A 21,536-nucleotide genomic window follows, 5' to 3' on the forward strand; every position below is an offset into this window, starting at 1 on the left:
GATTTCCTCCCATTCACTTTGTGAAATGCGTCATTGTGACACCTGTTTTTTCGAACATAAACTCAGTAAGTGGATCCGGGTAACCTTCGGAGAAGACAACCTTTTTTATCCCCGCATTGATTATTAGTCTGGCGCAGATGGAGCAAGGACGATGAGTAACGTATATAGTGGATCCATTAGTCGAGATTCCGAATTTCGCCGCTTGAGACAGTGCGTTTTGTTCAGCATGAGCGGCGTAACATATCTCCTGATTCTGGCCGGAAGGTATTCCCAGAGCATCCCTTATGCACTCTGTCTCATCGCAATGAGGAAAACCCGAAGGCGGTTGATTATAGCCGGTCGAAAGAATCCTATTCTCCCTCACTATCAGAGCGCCCACTTTTCTATGATGGCAGCTGGATCGCTCTCTAACCTGGTATGCGAGTCTCATGAAGTAAGAGTCCCAGCTTTCGGTCTCATTACTGCGTTCGTGAATAGAGAACCTCTTCAGATAGTCGGAAAGCTCTTCCACGGTCATTATCTCAGTCCTTCCAGAAGTTCAACATGGTTCTTCTCTTCGCTGATTACCTTTTCGAGAGCTTCGACAGTATCGGCCTTTGAGTTCTTCAAAAGACTCTCGTAGAACGCTATGCTTTTCTTTTCCACTTCTATTGCATGTTCAATAGCCTTTTTATAGTCTGAGCGGCTCATCGCGTCCTTCAATTCGTCAGAAAACACACTTGCCTCGGTTAAGGCCGCCATGTACTGACGTGCATCGTCCCAGTTTATAAGTTCTATGGCCTCCTCTTCAAATCTCCTGAGAAGAGTTCGAAAGGTATCGGCGTGACTTCTTTCCTGAGAAGAGAGGAACCTAAAGACCGAGCCCTGCCGGTCGTTATGCGCGCTCTCCGCCAGTTCTCTGTAAAAGTTCTCTCCTTCAGTTTCGATTCTTAATGCAACCTCGAGTACTTCATGTGGAGAAAGCAATCTCGATCTCCTCCTTTATATCCAGGAGCTGCTGTAACACTCTTCTGGAGACATCCATCCCGAAGTCGTTCAACTTAATTGTACCTTCGTCAGATGAGATATAATCTCCAATACGGGTTTTTATCTTTGAAACCAGGAGAGAAAGAAGCTCCCGAGAGTACACCAGATCAGACAGATCCACTCCTTCTGCCAACCTCAGTCCCATAAAGAGAGTTTCAAACAACTCCTGAACAGCATCGTTTTCTGCGAACTCGGCGATCGGTTTTATCTTCTGGTTGACCAAACTGCTGTAAAGTTGAAGGTCTTCGGTATTGACGTATCTATTGCGATCCAGATGACCGCCGGCAGAAACCCCGAAACCCAGATACTCCTCGTTTCGCCAGTACTTCAGATTATGAAGACATTCACTACCATCTTTTGCCCAGGATGATATCTCATATCTCTTGTATCCCATGCTGGCCAAAGATTCAAGAACCATGTCGTGAAGTTCTGCAATTGCTTCGGAATCGGGCAACTCAATGATAGCATCGTGTACCCGCCTCATCAATTCAGTTTCGTGATCTGAATCAAAGATATAGTATGAGATGTGATCGGGGGAAATCTCTTTGATCAGCTCTAAATTGGCAATCACGTTTTCTCTGTTTTCACCGGGTAACCCGAGAATGAAATCGAGATTCAGATTATCGAAAGTATCTCTGCTCAAGAACAACCTGCCCATAAGATCGGCGGGAACGGGTCTATCGCAACGCTCCAGTATACTCCGCTCGGATGACTGGACTCCCACTGAAAGCCTGGTGAAGCCAGTAGATCTCCATGCCAGGAGATGCTCTTTATCGAGCTCCCACGGGTTGGCCTCTATGGTAGCCTCGGACACATCTGTACCCAATGAAAGATTGACATGCGATACGATTTCCTCCATTAGGTCAATAGGATACAGCGAAGGTGATCCGCCTCCGAAGTACAAGGTATCGACGATTCCCGGGACCTCATACATCTCGATCTCCTTCTTCAACGAATCATGATAGGCCTCGACCGATTCCCTGTCGAATTGGATTGTGCAGAAATCGCAATAAGAGCATTTTCTAGCACAGAAAGGAATATGCACATACGCTCCCACACCCATCAGAATACAAGCCTCATGAAAATCCCGTTAAGGTTGAAGTTTGTGACTGAGATACCTGCAAAGACCGAATCGTCGCTCCCAAGCTTCGAGATAAGCATCTGTGCATCGATCCCTCGCATGCTTACCATGACTGTGGGCGAAAGCATTAGTCTCAGGTCGCCGGCCGGGACTATGAAATTCCCGGCGAAAGCCACGCCGAGATCGAAGGAAAGATAGTTCATCCCTATCCCTATACCGTAACCGACCTCTCCGAGCGAGTCGTTAGTCTTGAGATCCACAGTGGCGACAACGTTACTCTCTGCATTCTTTATCCTTAGGCTTCGCTCATATTCCTTTGCATAAAGATACAAACCTATATCGTTGAACGAAAAGGAGTCCTCCCCATGGAGGAATACGCTGAGGCCTCCATTGAGCTGACCCAGCGGCAGACGCACCCAGTTCCTCGCCAGATACTTCATCTTACCCACCGTTGAAAGCTCGAGTTCAAGAGTAGTGTGAGAAAAGATGGGGATCTGACTTGTGTTGGTGACGTACCTTACACCCATGAAAAGCCCCTCGTTGCTGGCAAGCAGCGATCCTCTGAAAAGACCGTCTTTGGTCTTCAGCTTAAGAAATCCGGTGGAGTATTCCTCCCAGATGTCCACATAAGTTACCCCAACGTAAGGGATTCCCGAGGCCAAAGCTAGTGTCAGATAAATATCTTCATATGCCCGTATGTCCGCGGAAACGCTCCACCCAGCATTGTTCAGCTTGATCTGAGTTTCGGAGAAGATCAGAACTCCCAGAAAAACAACTAAGAACAGACAAAGTCTCTTCTTCAATCTCTAAGCAGCCTCCTTGCGATTTCATTTGCCTTGGACGGGTTTGCCTTTCCTTTGGTCGCTTTCATGACCGCTCCCACGAAGTATCCAAGGACTCCCTCCTTACCGTCTCTAAACTGCTGAACGGCTGCAGGGTTGTCATTCATGGCCTTTCTAACTGCATCTTCGATCACGGTGTCATCGTCTATCTGTTGAAGTCCCTTTTCTCTAACCAATTGAGTCGGTGACTTTCCGTTCTCCACGATCACTGGAAAAATGTCTTTTGCTATCTTGTTTGAGATCTTGCCCTGCTCAATTAGATCGAAAAGCTCCTTGAAGTTCTCCGGACTTACCTTCACCTCTTCCAGGGAAAGTTGCCTATCGTTCATAAGCCTCATAACCTCTCCCATAATCCAGTTTGAACTCTCTTTGGGCTTTCCGGTGGCCTGCGCAACCTCTTCAAAATAAGAAGAGATTTCACTATCTGAAGCAAGAACGGAGGCGTCATAGCCGGGAAGCGAGTATTGCTCCATGAATCTCTCTACTTTCTCCCACGGAAGCTCCGGAAGACTTCTCTCAATTCTCTCTATAAGATCATCGCTGATGATAAGCTCTGGGAGATCAGGTTCGGGGAAATAACGGTAATCGTTCTCTTCCTCCTTTGATCTCATAGAATATGTTTCCTTTGAAGAGAAATTCCAGGACCTGGTTTCTTTTGCGACATCGACTCCTGAAGCCAACGCCTTGGAAATCCTCTCCTGTTCAAATTCCAGTGCCTTCTCAACGAACTTGAAGGAGTTAATGTTCTTGATTTCTACCCTGTTAGAGCTTCTCCCACTCTCGTCAACCATCGAGATGTTCGCATCGCAGCGCAATGCGCCCTTCTCCATGTCTCCGGAACACACACCCAGGGCCCTTAGCGTATCTCTGAGGAGTTCCATGAAGATGCGGGCCTCGACCGGACTCTTTAGATCTGGTTCTGTAACAATTTCAATTAGCGGAACCCCGCACCTATTTAGATCCAGATAACTTCCCGACGATCCAGTTATTGATTCCGTTCCCTGATGAACCATCTTGCCCGCGTCTTCTTCTATGTGAATCCTGCGGATCCTAATTCTTCGCTTCTCTTCGCCGTTTACGAGATACAGGTAACCGTTCTCGGCTATCGGGAAAAAGTATTGAGTAATCTGATAACCCTTCGGCAGATCCGGGTAAAAGTAATTCTTTCTGTCAAAGACCGACCGCCTGTTGATGGTGCAGTTCATAGCGATTCCAGCCATTATGGCGAACTCGACTACCCGTTCGTTTAACACCGGTAAAGTGCCGGGTTGACCTGTGCAGACAGGGCAAATAACAGTATTCGGTTCAAGATCGAAAACATCGGCCCGACAGCTACAGAATGCTTTGGTCTCGGTTTTGAGCTGAGCATGGATTTCCAGCCCGATCACAGTCTTATACATTATTTCGCCCACCTTTCAGGGATCTTCGCCAGTCCGTTCTCATAAGAGGGAGAGAGATCCTCAATCCCCCCGGCAGCATTCAGTAGTGAGACATCACTGAACCTCTTCCCTGTGAGAAGCAGACCGACAGGCAAACCGTCAACCAGGCCTATAGGAACTGAGATCGACGGAAGCCCTGCTACATTTGCGGGTATAGTATATATATCCATAAGATAGTAGGCGAGGGGATCGGTTATCTCGCCAAGTCTCGGAGCAATGACTGGCGAAGAGGGATTTACAATGTAATCATATTCATTGAGTACTCGGTTGAGTTCACCGGCCATGATCCTTCTTGTTTTCAACGCTTTTCTGTAGTACGCGTCATAATAGGTAGCGCTTAGAGTGAAAGTTCCAAGAAGAATCCTCCTTTTCACTTCTTCTCCGAAACCGCTGTCTCTGTTCTTGTTTATGAGAGTTTCATAGTCTTCTGCGGGACTTCTCGACCCAAATCTGATTCCGTCATAACGGGCGAGATTCGAGCTTGCCTCGGCCGGAGCGATCAAGTAATATGTGGCGACAGCATACTCGACACTAGGAATCGAAATCTCCTCTACTTTTGCACCGGCGCTCCTCATAGCTTCCATCATTGACAGGAATCTCTCTTTGACTCCCGAATCCAAACCCGGGTAGTTAAGCATCTCTGAAGGTGCAGCAAACTTCAGCCCCTTAATATCGCTTTCAATAGAGACATTGAAGTCAAGATTCCTCCTTAGAGTATTTGAATCCTTCAGATCATGGCCTGCGATCATCGCCATCACTTCTGCGGCGTCTTGTGCACAGCGCGTCATTGGCCCGATCTGATCCAGCGATGAGGCAAATGCAACCAATCCGTATCTCGACACAAGGCCATAAGTCGGTTTGAAACCAACGATTCCGCACATGGAAGCCGGCTGTCTTACCGACCCTCCGGTATCGCTTCCCAATGCAAATGGGGCAAGACCCGCAGCAACTGCTGCTGCGCTTCCACCACTGCTACCTCCAGGAATTCGGTCGAGATCCCAGGGATTTCTGGAAGGTCCAAACGCGGAGTTCTCAGTTGAGGAACCCATTGCGAACTCATCCATATTGGTCTTGCCAAGTATTATTCCGCCTTTATTGTTCAGCTTGCTGGTAACAGTGGCGTCATAAGGAGACTCATAGTTTTCAAGTATTCTACTCGCACAGGTTGTTCGAGTCCCTACCGCCAGAATATTATCCTTTAGAGCATAAGGAAACCCTTCCTTTTGCGAATCGGAAGGGTTGCTCACCTGAAGAAATGCATTCAGTTTGTCGTTGTATCTATCAATTCTCTCTCTATAAAACTCAAAAGAACCTCTTAAGGACATGATCTCTGAAAGTCTTAGATTCAGGGGATTCTTCTTCACGAAAGCCACCTCCAGATATTCAGGACAATTCTAACATTTTCAGAGCACTTCTAACAGCAGAAAACGACCGAAATTGAGTAAAAGGCCCATTTCTGAATCTAATGCCCTCTGCCATGGTGAGACTTTAGCAGCCGCAAAATGTTCGCGCGGTTGCGGTTGGACTGTATGAGACAAATAAAAGAGAAGCCTTTCGTTCCAGAGCAAGGAACTTTTATTCGTTCTATGATGCGCTGTACTCTGGAAGATCAGTTGAAAGTTGTGAGTTCTAAGTTGCAAGCGGTTGAGCAAAAACATCACATCCCGTCATGCTGAACATGTTTCAAAATACTGCTCTCAAGGTTTTTCGAACCTGCAACACCTACCTGCAACCTCGGTACTTCCCTTCAAGACCAGATCCCGTGCAGACCCATCACGGGATGACCCTGAACAGGGACTTTTCAGGGCAGGCTCTACGGGATGACAAAGGAAGGGATTGATATTAGAGTAACTCGGGATGCCGGCCTTAGGTTATTTGAAGAACATCGCATCCCGTCATGCTGAACTTGTTTCAAAACACTGCTCTCAAGGTTTTTCGAACCTGCAACCACCTACTTGCAACCTCGGTACTTCCCTTCAAGACCAGATCCCGTGCAGACCCCCCAAACAGGACCATTTTGGGGCAGGCGCTACGGGATGACAAAGAAAGGGATTGATATTAGAGTAACTCGTGATGCCGGCCTTAGGTTATTTGGAGAACATCACATCCCGTCATGCTGAACATGTTTCAAAATACTGCTCTCAAGGTTTTTCGAACCTGCAACCACCTACCTGCAACCTCGGTACTTCCCTTCAAGACCAGATCCCGTGCAGACCCCCCAAACAGGAGCATTTTGGGGCAGGCTCTACGGGATGACAGTCCTTCACGTCATCCTGAAGTGCTCCTGTTCAGGATCTCGTTCTTTGGTGGGAAAAACGCAAACAGTAGCAAGTGGCAAGATGCAAGTTGTGAGTTATAAGATCAAGAGCTAAAAAAGCGGTTCTTACTGAGCCGGTCAGTCCCTTATTTTCGCTTCTCGTCTTCTCGTGAGCGTAGCGAACGTCTCGACCATGCTCTTTCTCGATGCTTCTTATTGGTCTCGCAAAGCCGAAACTGGTCTGTGCGAACAGGCAGTCTTCAAAATCGCCTCCTGCCGAAGGCAGCATTGCGTCCCCGGATGCTTCTCCGGGCATTGCGACCTGGCGAAGCCAGCCTTGCGTCCGCCGATGTTCTTTCGGCGCCTTGCGTCTAATTTTAGCGATTTCGGAGGACGGCGGACCGTTGACGGACAACGTTGTTTTGAACAGCGTTCAGCGGGTCTTCGTTCCTAAGCGTTCAGCGGTTCCTAGGCCGCGAATCGGAACTGGCCACCGAAGGTGACTGGCTTTCAGAACGCCTCCTGCCGAAGGCAGCCTTGCGTCCCCGGATGCTTCTCCGGGCACTGCGACCTGGCGAAGCCAGCCTTGCGTCCCCGGATGCTTCTCCGGGCACTGCGACCTGGCGAAGCCAGCCTTGCGTCCGCCGATGTTCTTTCGGCGCCTTGCGTCTAATTTCAGCGATCTCGGTGGACCGTTGACGGACAGCTTTGTTTTCATCAGTGATCAGCGGGTCCTTGCTCCTAAGCGTACTGCGATTTTTAGGAGCAGGATTCTGAATCATTTTGGAATGGCGACTGGCTACTCCCTCTACCCTCATTCTATACTCTCTGCTTTCTCTCTTGTGACAATACACGAGAATGACGGAATCCTAGACGAAGAACCAAGAACCTGGACGCGTAGCGTAGGAACGAAGAACCGTTCTTCACGAAGGACGGGTCCATGATCTGGGACGAGTCACGAAGGACGGTTCTTCAAAGCCATCAGCGGGTTCTTGTTCTTAAGCGTACAGCGGTTCTTAGGGCGATAACCTGCCGTGGACGAGTGAGCAAAGGGGCTTCAAAGAGCACACTCCCCACCGCAAGCGGTCCCCCCCGCTCAAGCGGGGATTGAGATCAAGAGCAGAAGAGCGGTTCATCAGACACATCGTGTCCGGGTTCCTAATTAAAAACCACGAGATGATGAGAGAGCACGAGACGGATGAGATGAGATCCAGTTTGAGCGCTCGAGCGGGGATTTAGGATCGGTAGAAGAAGAGCGTTTCATCGTTCCGACGCTGCGCGTCCAGGTTCTTGGTTAAGAACCGAGAAATGATTAGAGAGAGCGAGAGTCAGTAGTGTTCTTCGTAATCGAGAGCGAATATCAGATCCCATTATGTCATGTTCGTTTCAGCTCATGTTTTTTGACCTTAACCAAGGACGAAGAACCGATTATCCTCGGAGAGCGGTGAACCGTTCAACGGTTAACCAGGTTCTCTCATTCTTTCCTACACGAACCCGCAACCCCCAACCCCGGTCTCTTGCTTTTTCTTACAACTTGCATCTTGGAACTTGCAACTGAGCTTTTACAAGCAACCAGCGAATTCTAAGAACGAAGAACAGATACCTGCTCTGGAACGAAGAACCGATTATCCTCGGAAAGCGGTGAACCGTTCAACGGTAAACCAGGTTCTCTCGTTCTTTCCTACCACGAACCCGCTACCCCCAACCCCGGTCTCTTGCTTTTTCTTACAACTTGCATCTTGGAACTTGCAACTGAGCTTTTACAAGCGATTAGCGAATTCTAAGAACGAAGAACAGGTACTCGCTCTGGAACGAATGACAGGTTTCCTCGGCGAACGGTGAACCGTTCAACGGTTAACCAGGTTCTCTCGTTCTTTCCTACACGAACCGCTACCTCCAACCCCGATCTTATGCTATTTCTTGCAACTTGCATCTTGGAACTTGCAACTGAGCTTTTACAAGCGCTCAGCGAATTCTAAGAACGAGGAACAGTTCCTTGCTCAACGAAGAACTTTCATTCTTTTCCAATACTCAACCCGCCGCGTACCTTCATGGCCCTTATGTTTCTGGAGGACCGACATTGATCGTCAGCCAGTAATCTCCAATTGCTTTCGCAACGATCAGGAAGTCGTCAAAATCGATCGGTTTGACAAGATAGGAGTTCACTCCGCAGTCATAGCAAATTGGCCTGTCTCTTTCTTCACGAGAAGATGTGAGGACGACGACAGGGATCCTTCTTGTGAGTTCGGAATGCTTTATTTCGTGAAGAACTTCATGCCCAGAAATCCCGGGTAAGTTTAGATCCAGCAAGACAAGATCAGGCACAGGGAATGCCTCTCTATCTTCGTATCGCCCTCTGCCAAACATATAGTCGAGAGCCATTTCACCGCTCTCTACAACCTCGACTCGGTTCGTAAGTCCTACCTGTCTGAAGGAGTCAAGTGTCAGTTCGACGTCCATCTGGTTATCCTGGACGAGCAGTATCAAAGCTTCTTTCAAAGCCTGGCCTCCTTAATCTTCACTATGAACTTTGCTCCTTCTCCCGGTACTGATTGCACAGAAACGTCCCCACCCATCAAAGTGATCGACTTCTTCACAATAGCTAGACCTATACCGCTTCCCGGGAAGTCTTCGCTAGAATGGAGCCTCTGGAATATGTTGAAGATCCTCTCATGGAATTTCTGACTTATTCCTATTCCATTATCTTCAACAATCAGGTGTACCCATTCTCCTCTTCTTTCAGAGTATATCTTCACTGCGGCTCGTTCTTCTGGTTTGTGATAGGTCAAGGAGTTTTGAAGAAGGTTGATAACCACCCTTTTCATTAGCGTGCGATCTACATAGACATTTGGCATCTCAGAGGCGGTCTGCACCGAAGCATACTCCTCTTCAATTCTACTTGACAGTGTAGAAACGCATTCATCAACTATTTCCTTCAAAGAATGGATCTCTACGTTAAGGGGAGATCTACCTACTTTTGAGTACTCAAGAAGGCCCGTTATCAGCTCCGACATATCCTCCCCGGCCTTGAGTATGAACCCCAGATAGCGAGTGCCTTCTTCAGGAATAAGTTCCGAGTAACGATCCGAGATTATCTTAGAAAAGCCTTTAATTGCTCTCAGGGGAGCTTTCAGATCATGGGCCATTGAGTAAGTAAAGGCCTCAAGCTCCTTGTTTACCTCCTCAAGCTCTTTCGTTCTGTACCAAACTCTCCGTTCAAGTTCTTGAAGTGTTAACTCGCGCTTCGTCACATCTTCAAACACAGCAACTATTTCATCCGGCCTGTTACGGTAAACGAAGATCTCAACTCTTAGATCCAGTTTACCGTCACGGTAGTTCATTACTGGATGATGCTTAGAGCGTCCGGTCTTCCAAACCTCAATCATCGTGTCATACAACCCGAGTTCAACTACTTTCGGGAAGACCCCCCGCACACTTCTTCCAAGGATCTCTTCTTTCGTGACCCCGGTTATCTTGAATCCTGCGGGGTTCATATCGAGAAATACCACGTATTCTCCTGAGTTAGTAACCTTGAATATGGCAACGCCAGCATTCATGTTCATGTACAGCCTTCTGAAACGGAGTTCACTTTCCTTGAGAGCGGCTTCTGCTTTGTGCTGTGCGGTTACGTCTTCAAGGATTGCAAGTATTCCCTCGAGATCTCCCTTGTCATTCCTTATCGGAGCATTGAATACCTTCACCACAACTTCACTGCCGTCCTTTCTGATCCTTACAAATCGCTTTCCGAGAACCGATAGACCTCTCAAAGTCTCTTCGTTCATTCTAGCGTGTTCTTCTCTCATGTTTTTTGGAATGTAGGGCAGGGGTTTGCCTATTACCTCCGAACTCTTCCAGCCAAAGATCTCTTCAGCCGCCTCGTTCCAGCTTGTTACTCTGTATTCGAGATCAAGACTCACGATGGCTATCGGAGAATTCTTAACGATTGTTGCAAGTCTTTCGCTTGTAGCCGCCAGCACTCTCTCTGCTATCTCACCGCGCCGCCTGGCTGATTGCGCTGTCATAGCCCACCCAACTACCGTAGTTGCTGCTGGATAGATAAGCATAACCGGCAGTGCGGCAACGGCGTAAAAGGTCTCGCGGCTTGGCGATGGGAGAAGAAGCATGCATAACAACATAAAAACATGTACGAGGATTCCGAATAGGTACAACTCAACAATCGAGTGGCTTGTCCTTCTCTCTTTCGAAAAGTGTCGCCAAAGGAGACCGACAGAAACCGAGCTGATAATCGCACTTATGCCTGCAAGCGTGCCCCCTCCTCCCATGAACATTCTCATAGCAATGCTCATGGAAGCGGCAATCACGGAAGGCACGAGACCGAAGTAGAGGCCTATAAGCCCAAGGACAACGGATCTTGTATCGAAAACTACTCCAGGAGCTAGCTGCCATGAGTTGAGCATTACGGCAAGAGTGATCATACCGAGAAACAAACCTGAGATCACTTGACTTGAGAATTGTCTGCTCGGTGAAGATCGGGTATAGAAGAGCCCATAAACAACCGCAAGAGTTATGAGTAACGCCGCGTTATTCATCAAAGCTATAAGTGCTTCTCTTCCCACAGAAAATCCTCCTGCCAGTCCGCCTTAATTACTTCTACAAGAATTATAGTCTTCGCTCCTGTTGAATAAGCACAACAGAAAGACAATGCCCGATGATTTCTGTTGGGTTTCTGCTCAACGAGTGCTGTTCGTACATCTTAAGGAAGGTTCTTTCGTGCTATCATCAAGTAGTTTCAGGAGGTGTCTATGGCTCGAACAATATCTGATCAAGAGTCTTCTTCTCCAGTAGTGAGGATACTTTTTGTAGAGGATTTAGTAAGTGATGTAGAACTGGCAAAGCTGGAAATAACTAGAGGGCTGGCGGATTGGGATTCAAGTCTGCGTTTTCTTACCACGGACAATAGGGAGGGATTTCTAGACGCTATTAGCACTTTTAAGCCCACTCTGATAGTCTCAGACTTCATGATGCCCGGCTTCAGTGGTATGGAAGTGATAGAACTAACGCTCGAACACGCTCCAAATATCCCGGTAATTATCCTGACAGGTTCTATTAATGAGGAGACTGCAGTCGAATGCATGAAGGCCGGTGCAACAGATTACGTCCTTAAGGAGCACATCTCAAGGCTTCCCTTTGCTGTTAAAGAGGCTTTGAAAAGAAAAAAGGAAGAGGAGCTTAGAACTTCTGCCGAAAGGGCTCTCGAAGAAAGTGAAAGAGAGTTCAGACTAATCGCAGAGAAGGCCAGCGACCTGATATACAGAATAGAGCTTTATCCCGAACAGAAGTTTTCGTACGTCAGCCCATCATCTACAAAGCTTATCGGTTACACTCCAGAGGATCACTATGCCAATCCAAATCTTGGCTTCGAGTTGGTTCATCCAGATGATCGTGAAAAGTTGAGAGATTTGCTGGAGCATGTAGATGGTTCTCCAGTAGTACTTAGGTGGATCAAAAAAAATGGCGAAGTAGTCTGGGCAGAACAGAGTAATGTTCCAGTTTACGATAATGACGGAAGGCTGATCGCGATCGAAGGGATTGCAAGAGATGTAACTGAGCGCCAGAAGGCAAACGAAGCCCTGAAGCGAGCCTTCTATTCTATAGTCAGTGTTCTCTCTGATATGCTGAACCTTAAGGATCCATACACTCAGTTTCATGAGAAGAATGTTGCGAAGTTGGCCTTAGAAATAGCAGAAAGAATGGATCTGGACGAGTTTACTGTTGAGTCTATAAGAGTTGCTTCGATGGTTCACGATATTGGGAAGATAAATATTCCAACAGAGATTCTATCCAAACCAGGAAAACTGAGCGATATCGAGTTCGAGATGATCAAGAAGCATCCCGAAACCGCATATGAAATCCTTCGGAAGGTCGACCTGCCCTGGCCCGTTGCAGAAATTGTCTACCAACATCATGAGCGGCTGGACGGTTCAGGCTATCCGAGACATTTGAAGAGTGACGAGATTTTGCTAGAAGCCAAAATCATCATCGTTGCAGATGTGGTTGAGGCGATGAGTTCTCACAGGCCATATAGGGCGGCGCTTGGCTTTGAAGCTGCTATCGAAGAGATCAAAAAGAACGCCGGAGTTCTCTATGACGCTGAGATCGTCCAGATCTGTACTTCCATCTTCGAAGAAGGCTTCAGATTTTGATTCGTGCTCCGATCCTAGACTAAGTCTTCGATTTGGCAGCTAGCTCGTCGTCCACTGAGGCGGAATCTCGCTTGAGTCACTTAGCTGAACTGCACTGCCAATCTCCTGTACAAATAAGAGCGAAAAAATAAGAACCGCCCATGATGGGCGGTTAAGAATAGGAAGTGTTTACGCGAAAATAATAGGCATTGAATTATAATAACACAAGCTTCTGAATAAACTCATTAATCGACCGGAACATACGATTAACTCTTCGATAAGAAATGAAGATTGTCCTTGATACTGCCGTGTTCGCTCCAGTGACTGATTCTACTCACACCTCTTTTGCGATTGAGTAATCCCTTTTGGTACGCTGATATACGAATAATGAAGTCTAAATCTAACTCAAAGGGAGGTGTTCTTAATCTTCTTCAATTCGATTTTGAATAGATTCTATTTTGATGCATTAACTCTCTCTTGAGTAGATTTAATTATGATGCATTACGATCCTGAATACTCCCACTCCCAGGATGCTCATCCATCCTTAGCAGCCACTAAGGATGTGGTTGAAAACTTGAATGTCACTTGATTAGTAGACTTTTCCTTATTAATATGATAAGGTCCCTATTTGTTCTAAGATCCGCTGTGCGCTTAAGAACAAGAACCCGCTGATCGCTGTGAAATACGGTTCGCCGTTGACCGTTCAAGATCATGAACCCGTTCACCGCTAAGACCATTCGATCGAGAAAGAGCAATGTCGAGCCGTTCGCTTCCTCACGAAACGAGTGAAAAGTCAGTCACTGCTGAAATTAGACGCAAGGCGCCGAAAGAACATCGGCGGACGCAAGGCTGGCTTCGCCAGGAGGCGATTTTGAGCCTGTTTGTTGACACAGACCAGTTTCGGCTTTGCGAGACCAATAAGAAGCATCGAGAAAGAGCATTATCGAGAGTTCGCTCACTCACAAGAAGAGCGAGATTCTGAGCAGGATCATCTCAGAATGACGCGATGCAAGAGAAGGCTATCACCCCATGTCACTCGTACAAACTCCTTACTTCATCACCCGTAAGCCTGCCCTGAAAACGTTTTGTTCAGGGTCATCCCGTGATGCACCTGCATGGGATCTCGCCCTGAAGATCCGCTGCACGCTGGAAGAACCGCTGTACGCTTAAAAGCGGTGAACCCGCTGGTCGCTGACGAAGACAACGTTGGCCGTCAACGGTCCGCCGTCCACCGAGAAGAGCATTTCAAAAGACTTATAGAGTGTATTGGCTTTTGCTCTTATAACTTGCAACATTGCACTTGCACCTGTTCGCGTTTTTTGCGTGGACCGAGATTCTGACCAGGACCTTCGTCAGAATGACCGAAAGCAAGAAAAGACTGTCATCCCGATATGAAACTGATCGGGATCTGGTCTTGAGAACGCACCAAAGAAAGAGATCCTAACCTGAATCATGCCAGCTACGTCAAGGACTGTCATTCGAGAGCTTACACTCATGAGCCTGACTTGGAATCCACTCACTTAGCCTGCCCTGAAAACGTTTTGTTCAGGGTCAGCCCGTGATGCACCTGCACGCGATCTCGCCCTGAAGATCCGCTGCACGCTGGAAGAACCGCTGTACGCTTAAAGCGGTGAACCCGCTGGTCGCTGACGAAGACAACGTTGTCCGTCATCGGTCCACCGTCCACCGAAATCGTCAACAACAATCGAGAAAGAGCATCGTCGAGATGTTCGCTTCCTCACGAAACGAGTGAAAAGTCAGTCACTGAAATTAGACGCAAGGCGCCGAAAGAACATCGGCGGACGCAAGGCTGGCTTCGCCAGGTCGCAATGCCCGGAGAAGCATCCGGGGACGCAAGGCTGCCTTCGGCAGGAGGCGATTTTGAAGACTGTCTGTTGGCACAGACCAGTTTCGGTTTTGCGAGACCAATAAGAAGCATCGAGAAAGAGCATTATCGAGAGTTCGCTCACTCACAAGAAGAGCGAGATTCTGAGCAGGATCATCTCAGAATGACGCGATGCAAGAGAAGGCTATCACCCCATGTCACTCGTACAAACTCCTTACTTCATCACCCGTAAGCCTGCCCTGAAAACGTTTTGTTCAGGGTCATCCCGTGATGCACCTGCACGGGATCTCGCCCTGAAGATCCGCTGCACGCTGGAAGAACCGCTGTACGCTTAAAAGCGGAGAACCCGCTGGTCGCTGACGAAGACAACGTTGTCCGTCAACGGTCCGCCGTCCACCGAAATCGTCAACAACAATCGAGAAAAAGCGTTGTCGAGACATCGCTACGCTCACGAGAAGACGAGAACTCTCTCCTGTTTCTCGTCCTCTCACCTCATCTCGTACTCTCGATGCTCTTCTTTGAAACAAACACCCTCTGCCACTTTGTGGCCCTCCTCCCTCAAGGGAGGGCCTAAAATCATCATCCAAAGAGCTTGATAGGTCTTGAAGCTCTGCTCGGAGAACGGAGAACCGTTAACGTATAACCGTTCTTGCAACTTGCATCATGGAACTTGCAACTCTCGGTCTTGGAGAACGGTGAACCGATAACGGACAACCATTTTCTTATTCAACTTGCATCTTGCAACTTGGAACTGATGACCAGGAACCTGGACGCGAAGCGTGGGAACGAGGAACTGCTCTTGTTCCTAAAAATGGAGTCCCTATTTGTACTACAGCCTTGCAGATTTTATCGCCCTGATGAAGATTTGAAGAGGTCTCTTCGAATAGTAGACTTTGGCGAATTCTTCATCCTTCAGCCATTCCTTTTTGAGAGAGTCGAAAGTCTGCATCACTTTTCACCTTCAAGAAGCGTCTTTATCGGGTCTTCCGAGTCATCTAGAATGTCGTCTTCGAATGTCAGCAGGTCGTCTTTAAGCTGAAGCATCTCCTCGTCCTTCGAAGCAGAGAGGAGTTCAATAATCTCATCGAATACCTTCTTCCTTTCGCTTGCGTCGATCTCCTCGAGCATCTTCCATACTCTGTCGAACATGATCACTGTAATCACCCCCGGTGCCTTTTGTCTCAATGCTGAAGGTTAATCAAGATTGGAGTCTGACCATATTTTATATTAGCTCGACCACGTATCGATAACATGTATCTCAAATGTGGCAGTCTGTGCATTGCACGCGATAACACGCTTGTTATTGAATTTTTCTTTCCTCGAAGCGACGCTCTCGAGAATGTTCTTTCCCGACTGTTAATATCGAAGAAACGTGATGCTGAAAGAAGTTCAGACGGAACTTGAGTTTTTTGCTCTATAGCTTGCAACTTTCATCTTGGCACTTGCAACTGATCTATTTCGAGGACGGTGGACCGATGACGGACAACGTTGTTTTCATGTGAACCATGTTGGTATATTCTCTTTGACTGGGGTGTCCCCGTGGACGAAGCAGCAGAAAGGCTGTGCTTAATCTCTCTTTTCTGTCCTTAGAAGCACTCTCACAGACTTCTGTCTTCGATTTCACCTTCATGTGAAAATGGAGTCTGACCCTATTTGGAGCTATTCATTGTTTCAATGCTCTGCTTGCCGCACCATCCACCACTTGTTCGTAGATAGATACAAGACCTTCAATAAGCTCTGATTCCCCCATTCCAGTCTTTTCGACGAGTTTTTCAAGTGCTTCTTTCGCCTTAGAGTTAAGCTCTACAACAGAGTCCGCTTTCGGTGTGATGCGCAGTTTTCCTCCAAGAGCATTGACGAGTGTTTGCATAGTTTTGAATGAAAGATTCTGTTTGCCAGCTTCGATGCGTGAAAGAGTAGGCACAGCTATACCTGTAAGATTACTTAGATCCTTTTGTGTCAGACCTTTTTCGATGCGCAAATCAGTAAGCGCGTTTACAAAATCAAATAACGGACCGAATTCTTCCTGGGCTTTCTGGTACCCCTCATTCTTCTCAAGTCTCTTGAGAAGTTGCTCAAATGTTGCCATATTACTCACACCCTCCTAATGACATCAATACCTAGAAATGTATCTCCTGTATCTTTGTTTTGCCGTATCTATATCTCTATTCTGTTCTGCCTTACTTCCTTTAAAACCTGCACAAACAAATACGATGGTCTTAGTCTGTCTATGAGCGCCAAAATAGATGCGTATTTGCTTCTTAAGGAGCGTCGATTTGTCCCTGTACTCAAAGATGTCGGATGATGCTATTCCTTTTAAATGCTGGTCGTAACACTCCTGGGTGACTCCTTTTCCCTCTGCCAGTCTCTTTATGAACAAGTTCAGTATTCTTGCGGCCGTCGCACTATCCTTTTCGTAGAGGGTATCAATGAAATCACCGACATAATCGTTGCGCCTTCTTCATCGAAAAAATAGGCTGAGTAATTCTTCCATCTAACAAGTCCCATAACTCCTCCACCAGACACGTTAATGTTAGCATATATGTTAATATAAGTCAAATCTTCGCTATTGTGTGAATAATGCCTTCGGCAAAAGTACAGCAATTCTTTCCTGACTATAAGAACGAACAATAGCATGCGGCAAAGATGATGTTGCCTATTAGTTTTCAAAGCAACTCTATTCGAAGTAGGGCCTTGAAGTCTGTAAATGTCTTCAGAATCGTGCGCAGTGTCTTTCAATTTGTTCCACCAGCTTCTTCCCGCCGGTGTAGATCCGCAAGATGTAATTATGCCCTTGAGTAATCAGAAGGCTTTCACGACTTAAAGCCGTTCTTTTCTAGAAAGTCTTCCACTGCTGAAGTCGAGAAAATCAAGAACTCTTTGATATCTTCCAGACTTCTTCTATGTTTTTTTGCGTTCACTTCCTTAGCTTATCGAGGGCGAAGTCATGAGCTCGATAATCAAATCATCTAAAGATAATGCAATGAAAAAACCCGCGTCTGCCAGAAAAGCCATGGAGTGATCTCTCTGCATGGGGGTGTCTTCGTGGGCGTAGCAGAAAAAAGGCTCCGTTTTTTCTTTTTGTGTATAAGTAGCCCCTCACAGTTTTTTGCCTTCAATTTCTCGTTTAGTGTGAAAATGGAGTCTGACCCTATTTTATTCGTTCCAGAGCGAGGACCTGTTCTTCGTTCTTGGTTAAGCCAAGAAGAAGAAGATCGAAAACAAGATTCAGGATCCGACTCTGAAATGATTGCCTTAGGTTATTTGGGGAACATCGCATCCCGTCATGCTGAACTTGTTTCAAAATACTGCTCTCAAGGTTTTTCGAACCTGCAACCTCGGTACTTCAAGACCAGATCCTGAACAGGAGCCCCCAAACAGGAGCCCCAAACAGGAGCCCTGAACAGGTGCATATCAGGGCAGGCTCATTAGGGCAGGCTTTCATGGCAGGCTCTACTGGATGACAAAGTGAGTGGCTCTGATCATATTGCTTCAATTTGCTTCTTGAGGATTGTGTCAAGCTCTTGCTATATGCTCCTGACCTACCACCCGCGAGATCCACGATTAAGACGATCTTTACTGGTGATTGTATTTCTCCAGGAATTTAATTGCATCTTCTTCGTCCAGTGGTTTGCTGATCAAATGTCCCTGTATTCTATCGCAACCCCATTTCTCCAGATACTCTTTCTGCCTTTCGTGTTCTACCCCTTCAGCTATAGTACAATGACCTAGTTTATGTGCCATCGAAATGATGTCACTGGTGATGGCATCATCGCTCTCGAGATACTGCAGCCTATCTATGAAGGATTTGTCTATCTTGAGACAGTTCACGTTTAGATCTCTTTCCCGTGCAAAAGAGGAGTATCCGATCCCGAAGTCGTCTATGGCTGTATGAATCCCTTTATCACTCAGTTTGCCAAGAATACGGTTTATTTTCTCGTGATTCGAGGCAAATACCGACTCGGTGATCTCGAGTCCAACATTTTTAGGAAGGACCTGAGTTTGCTCTATCATCTCAAGAAGGCTATCTGTGAAACCGTCCCTCAATAACTGGATGGCTGAGACATTGATTGAAACCCCGATCGATCCATAACCACTTCTCTTCAGCTTATTCAAGAAACTGAGTGCCTGGAGAATAATCTTCCTGCCGATCGGAACGACAAGATTTGTTTTCTCGGCTATCGGGATGAATTCCAGAGGCGGCACCGGGCCAAGTCCTTCAATACTCAATCTCGCCAGAGCTTCAAAACTGCTTATCTTATTAGACTTCAGATCAAGAATCGGCTGGAATTGCACGAAGAGCCCAAAATCCTTCTCGTCTGTCGAGATTTTCGCCAGTTCTAAGGTTATCTGCTGTTCTCGAACCATTTGTTTCTCGATTTCTTCGTTATAGAAACAGATTCCAATGTTTCTATCATATATGTTGAAAGCCTTCTCAGATGTGACTAGAAGCCTTCTCAGTAGGAGATCGACATCCTTCTCATCGCCTTCACCGATTTCAATTACTCCAATACCACCCTTAATCCTTTCCATCAGAAGGACAGGCTCCAGTTGCTTTGCAACTTCAATGACAAATTTCGTCAGTTCGTTCTTGTCTTTATAGCCCTTCAAGTAGAATGCGAATTGATTTTCGTATGTGTTGAAAAGCAGGCGCCTATCTGTGCAGAACTGCCTCAGCATATCTGCAATCTTCTTTATAAGGTCCTGAGTGTATTGAAATCCATAAGTAGATGTCAGTGACAGCACTGTACTTAAATCCACGCTCACTAAGGCTCTTTTCTCCCGCAGTCTGCTCTCATCATCTCTTTCCAGAAGAGTTTTCAGGTAGTTGCGGTTATATAGGCCAGTCCAGCTATCGTGTTCAGAGCTATATCTGAGTGTATTCTCGAATTCCTTACGGCTGGATATATCCTTAAGAAGGGCAATATGGCCGCTTTCACTCTCACCCGGAAGATGGAAGGACGCCACTGTCATTTCAACCCATACGGAAGAACCATCTGGCCTGACAAACCTCTTCTCCATTGTATAGCTCTGGATTTCGCCTGATTTCAGCTTTCTATAATTCTCTAGATCCTTCTCCAGATCGTCTGGATGAGTAATACTTGCCCAGCCAAGCTCAATCAACTCCTCTTTCGTTCTACCGGTAATTTGCTCGAATGCTGAGTTGATCTGTGTTTCTGGATCCACATTCTTATCTTGGGGACCGCTAGCGTAGGAAATCGAAATTCCAATCGGTGCCCGGCTAAAGATTGTGTTGAACACTGACTTTAGCTCGTCATGCTTCTGTTCTGCCAGCTGCCGACTTCTGAGCAATTCAAGATGGATATTGACTCGAACCTTCAAAGCATTTACACTAATAGGCTTCCTTATGTAGTCCACAGCACCAAGTTCCAGACCTTTGCTTTCGTCTTCCAGTTCTTCATGGTTTGTCAGTATTATTGTTCGTACTCTCTTATAGCGATCATCCGCCTTCAGCGCCGCTAGAACCTCGAATCCATTCATTCTGGGCATATTAAGGTCGAGTATGATCAGCTGAATCTCTTCGTGCTCATCTATTCTCTGCATTGCTTCCACGCCATCACTAGCTGTCAGGAGATCGTACTCGCTCAACATCTTCTCAATCATAAGGCGATCGGCCGCCGAGTCATCGACAACCAGGATTTTCACAGACATAAATCATCTCCCTTAAGCAATACACTAACCTCAAATCACAAAAAAGGGAGGCTTGAAGAACTACCTCCCTTACTACGCTCTTATTGAATGAGATCCATACATTGGAATGCATCGAAGAGCACATTGTAAATGGCTGGTCCAAGTTTCCGCTCGCAATGAATAACACGCGGGTCTCTTCGTGGGTCGTTTCTCCTAATTCCCGAAGACCAGCAAAAAGAGGGACGAGTTCTGCATTGAGAAAGGGCACCGTCTGTACTTCAAACAGGCTGATAGTCTCGAAGAAACAACCCTTCTTGAATCGATTACCTACTTCGTTTTGTCCGTTATCTTCCATGTCTTTCTCCTGGCAGTCATATAACAGAATCGCTAGTATCTGAATAATAGCATATGTCCTTTGTTTCACAATGCAAAGAGAATTGGAGTCTGACCCTGTTCATTCGGATAACAATCATAAGTGCATCTCTTTGATTGTCATCCATGATCTCATCGGGGCAGACATCTTTTGCCACCTTCCACGTGACCTCAAGCACATCATAATGCGCTCTTATTCCTGACTTGTAGAAAGCATTACAAAGAATAGGAGTCTGACCCTATTTTGACACTCGATGAGAATACACCGACCTCCAACTATCTCATAGGCCTCTTTGATGGTTGCTATTACCCGGGCGACAAGTTCATTCCCATCTATCTCCGAGCGATAAGTATCGTTCTTTCCAAGCTGGCCAATGAGGTAAACAACGAAGGTAGAACTCCGCTTGTTCCCCAGGCCGTCAAGGTGTTTTCTAACTTTCTTGCGGATTCCATCTCTAAGGTTGAGTGCTTTCGTCGATACCGTGAAATAAGCGATGATATTTATCTTCCCATCAATCAAGGCTTCTTCATCCAGTATCAAATAGGTCCAGGCTCTCGAAGCCTTCTCGAATGTAATCGCTTTTTCTCTCAAAAACGTTTCGACGTCGCTGTTTTTCGAGCAAAAAAAAGAGGGATAAAACCTCCCTCACTTCACTCTCTTCGTACTTTTCTAGCAGGGCCTTTATCGGCGTAATGTTTCTGGTAATAGAGATACGCTCCTCTCGATGGAGGCTCTAACGTCTATATGATCTTCTTTAGGCCGCTTCTTTGCAGCTTTCATTGCTTTAATAATATTCTCCGCAGCTTTCTGGTCGATATAAATCTCTTTCTCGAATGTTCTTGTTGCCATAATTCTCTCTTCTTTCTAGTGCCTTTAT

14 protein-coding genes are annotated in these 21,536 nt (G+C 46.7%); 1 reads left to right on the forward strand and 13 read right to left on the reverse strand.

What is annotated here, in order from left to right; translation table 11 throughout:
- Positions 1 to 13 precede the first annotated feature (13 nt).
- From RJ60_RS03960 to RJ60_RS04005, 8 genes are all read right to left on the reverse strand, one after another.
- The gene (locus RJ60_RS03960) at positions 14 to 517 is read right to left on the reverse strand and encodes a dCMP deaminase family protein (protein ID WP_103134041.1); all 504 of its coding nucleotides are present in this window, start codon (positions 515 to 517) and stop codon (positions 14 to 16) included.
- Positions 517 to 966 (reverse strand): ferritin family protein, encoded by a 450-nt coding sequence (locus tag RJ60_RS03965; RefSeq protein ID WP_099828569.1) that lies wholly within the window; start codon positions 964 to 966, stop codon positions 517 to 519. Before RJ60_RS03965 ends, RJ60_RS03960 begins: the two co-directional genes overlap by 1 nt.
- Complete coding sequence (gene hemW, locus RJ60_RS03970) at positions 950 to 2,089, reverse strand: radical SAM family heme chaperone HemW (protein ID WP_103134042.1); 1,140 nt, start codon at positions 2,087 to 2,089, stop codon at positions 950 to 952. Before hemW ends, RJ60_RS03965 begins: the two co-directional genes overlap by 17 nt.
- A complete protein-coding gene (locus RJ60_RS03975; RefSeq protein WP_103134043.1) occupies positions 2,089 to 2,910 on the reverse strand; it encodes a hypothetical protein in 822 nt (273 codons plus the stop codon). The genes hemW and RJ60_RS03975 overlap by 1 nt, the downstream gene beginning before the upstream one ends.
- A complete protein-coding gene (gene gatB / locus RJ60_RS03980; RefSeq protein WP_180979902.1) occupies positions 2,907 to 4,352 on the reverse strand; it encodes an Asp-tRNA(Asn)/Glu-tRNA(Gln) amidotransferase subunit GatB in 1,446 nt (481 codons plus the stop codon). The genes RJ60_RS03975 and gatB overlap by 4 nt, the downstream gene beginning before the upstream one ends.
- Complete coding sequence (gatA, locus tag RJ60_RS03985) at positions 4,349 to 5,752, reverse strand: Asp-tRNA(Asn)/Glu-tRNA(Gln) amidotransferase subunit GatA (RefSeq protein WP_103134045.1); 1,404 nt, start codon at positions 5,750 to 5,752, stop codon at positions 4,349 to 4,351. Before gatA ends, gatB begins: the two co-directional genes overlap by 4 nt.
- Positions 5,753 to 8,703: 2,951 nt before the next feature.
- Positions 8,704 to 9,144, reverse strand: a complete 441-nt coding sequence (locus tag RJ60_RS04000) for a response regulator (RefSeq protein ID WP_103134048.1) — start codon at positions 9,142 to 9,144, stop codon at positions 8,704 to 8,706.
- Entirely contained in the window at positions 9,141 to 11,222 is a 2,082-nt protein-coding gene (locus RJ60_RS04005) for a PAS domain S-box protein (protein ID WP_103134049.1), read from the reverse strand. The genes RJ60_RS04000 and RJ60_RS04005 overlap by 4 nt, the downstream gene beginning before the upstream one ends.
- 186 nt (positions 11,223 to 11,408) lie before the next feature.
- On the opposite strand from RJ60_RS04005, the gene RJ60_RS04010 reads away from it, so the two are divergent.
- Positions 11,409 to 12,809, forward strand: coding sequence for an HD domain-containing phosphohydrolase (locus RJ60_RS04010; RefSeq protein ID WP_103134050.1), 1,401 nt, complete (start codon positions 11,409 to 11,411; stop codon positions 12,807 to 12,809).
- Between the two features lie 2,773 nt (positions 12,810 to 15,582).
- On the opposite strand, the gene RJ60_RS04025 is transcribed toward RJ60_RS04010, so the two are convergent.
- The 5 genes from RJ60_RS04025 to RJ60_RS04055 form a co-directional block, all read right to left on the reverse strand.
- Entirely contained in the window at positions 15,583 to 15,783 is a 201-nt protein-coding gene (locus RJ60_RS04025; RefSeq protein ID WP_146739767.1) for a hypothetical protein, read from the reverse strand.
- Between the two features lie 514 nt (positions 15,784 to 16,297).
- Positions 16,298 to 16,723, reverse strand: a complete 426-nt coding sequence (locus RJ60_RS04030) for a helix-turn-helix domain-containing protein (RefSeq protein ID WP_103134053.1) — start codon at positions 16,721 to 16,723, stop codon at positions 16,298 to 16,300.
- A 293-nt stretch (positions 16,724 to 17,016) separates the two neighbouring features.
- Entirely contained in the window at positions 17,017 to 17,373 is a 357-nt protein-coding gene (locus RJ60_RS15395) for a hypothetical protein (protein WP_146028889.1), read from the reverse strand.
- Positions 17,374 to 18,210: 837 nt separating this feature from the next.
- Entirely contained in the window at positions 18,211 to 20,307 is a 2,097-nt protein-coding gene (locus RJ60_RS04045; RefSeq protein ID WP_103134056.1) for an EAL domain-containing protein, read from the reverse strand.
- 544 nt (positions 20,308 to 20,851) lie between these two features.
- Positions 20,852 to 21,250 carry an acetyltransferase gene (locus tag RJ60_RS04055; protein WP_103134058.1) on the reverse strand — a complete coding sequence of 133 codons (399 nt, stop codon included), beginning with the start codon at positions 21,248 to 21,250 and terminating at the stop codon, positions 20,852 to 20,854.
- Between the last annotated feature and the right edge of the window lie 286 nt (positions 21,251 to 21,536).

Source organism: Mesotoga sp. B105.6.4 (genome assembly GCF_002896535.1).
GTDB lineage: Bacteria > Thermotogota > Thermotogae > Petrotogales > Kosmotogaceae > Mesotoga.

Coding starts and splice junctions, on each gene's coding strand:
- RJ60_RS03960 (WP_103134041.1), bottom strand. CDS start 517: ATGACCGTGGAAGAGCTTTCCGACTATCTGAAGAGGTTCTCTATTCAC.
- RJ60_RS04045 (WP_103134056.1), bottom strand. CDS start 20,307: ATGTCTGTGAAAATCCTGGTTGTCGATGACTCGGCGGCCGATCGCCTT.
- hemW (WP_103134042.1), bottom strand. CDS start 2,089: ATGGGTGTGGGAGCGTATGTGCATATTCCTTTCTGTGCTAGAAAATGC.
- RJ60_RS04030 (WP_103134053.1), bottom strand. CDS start 16,723: ATGGCAACATTTGAGCAACTTCTCAAGAGACTTGAGAAGAATGAGGGG.
- RJ60_RS04010 (WP_103134050.1), top strand. CDS start 11,409: ATGGCTCGAACAATATCTGATCAAGAGTCTTCTTCTCCAGTAGTGAGG.
- RJ60_RS04025 (WP_146739767.1), bottom strand. CDS start 15,783: ATGTTCGACAGAGTATGGAAGATGCTCGAGGAGATCGACGCAAGCGAA.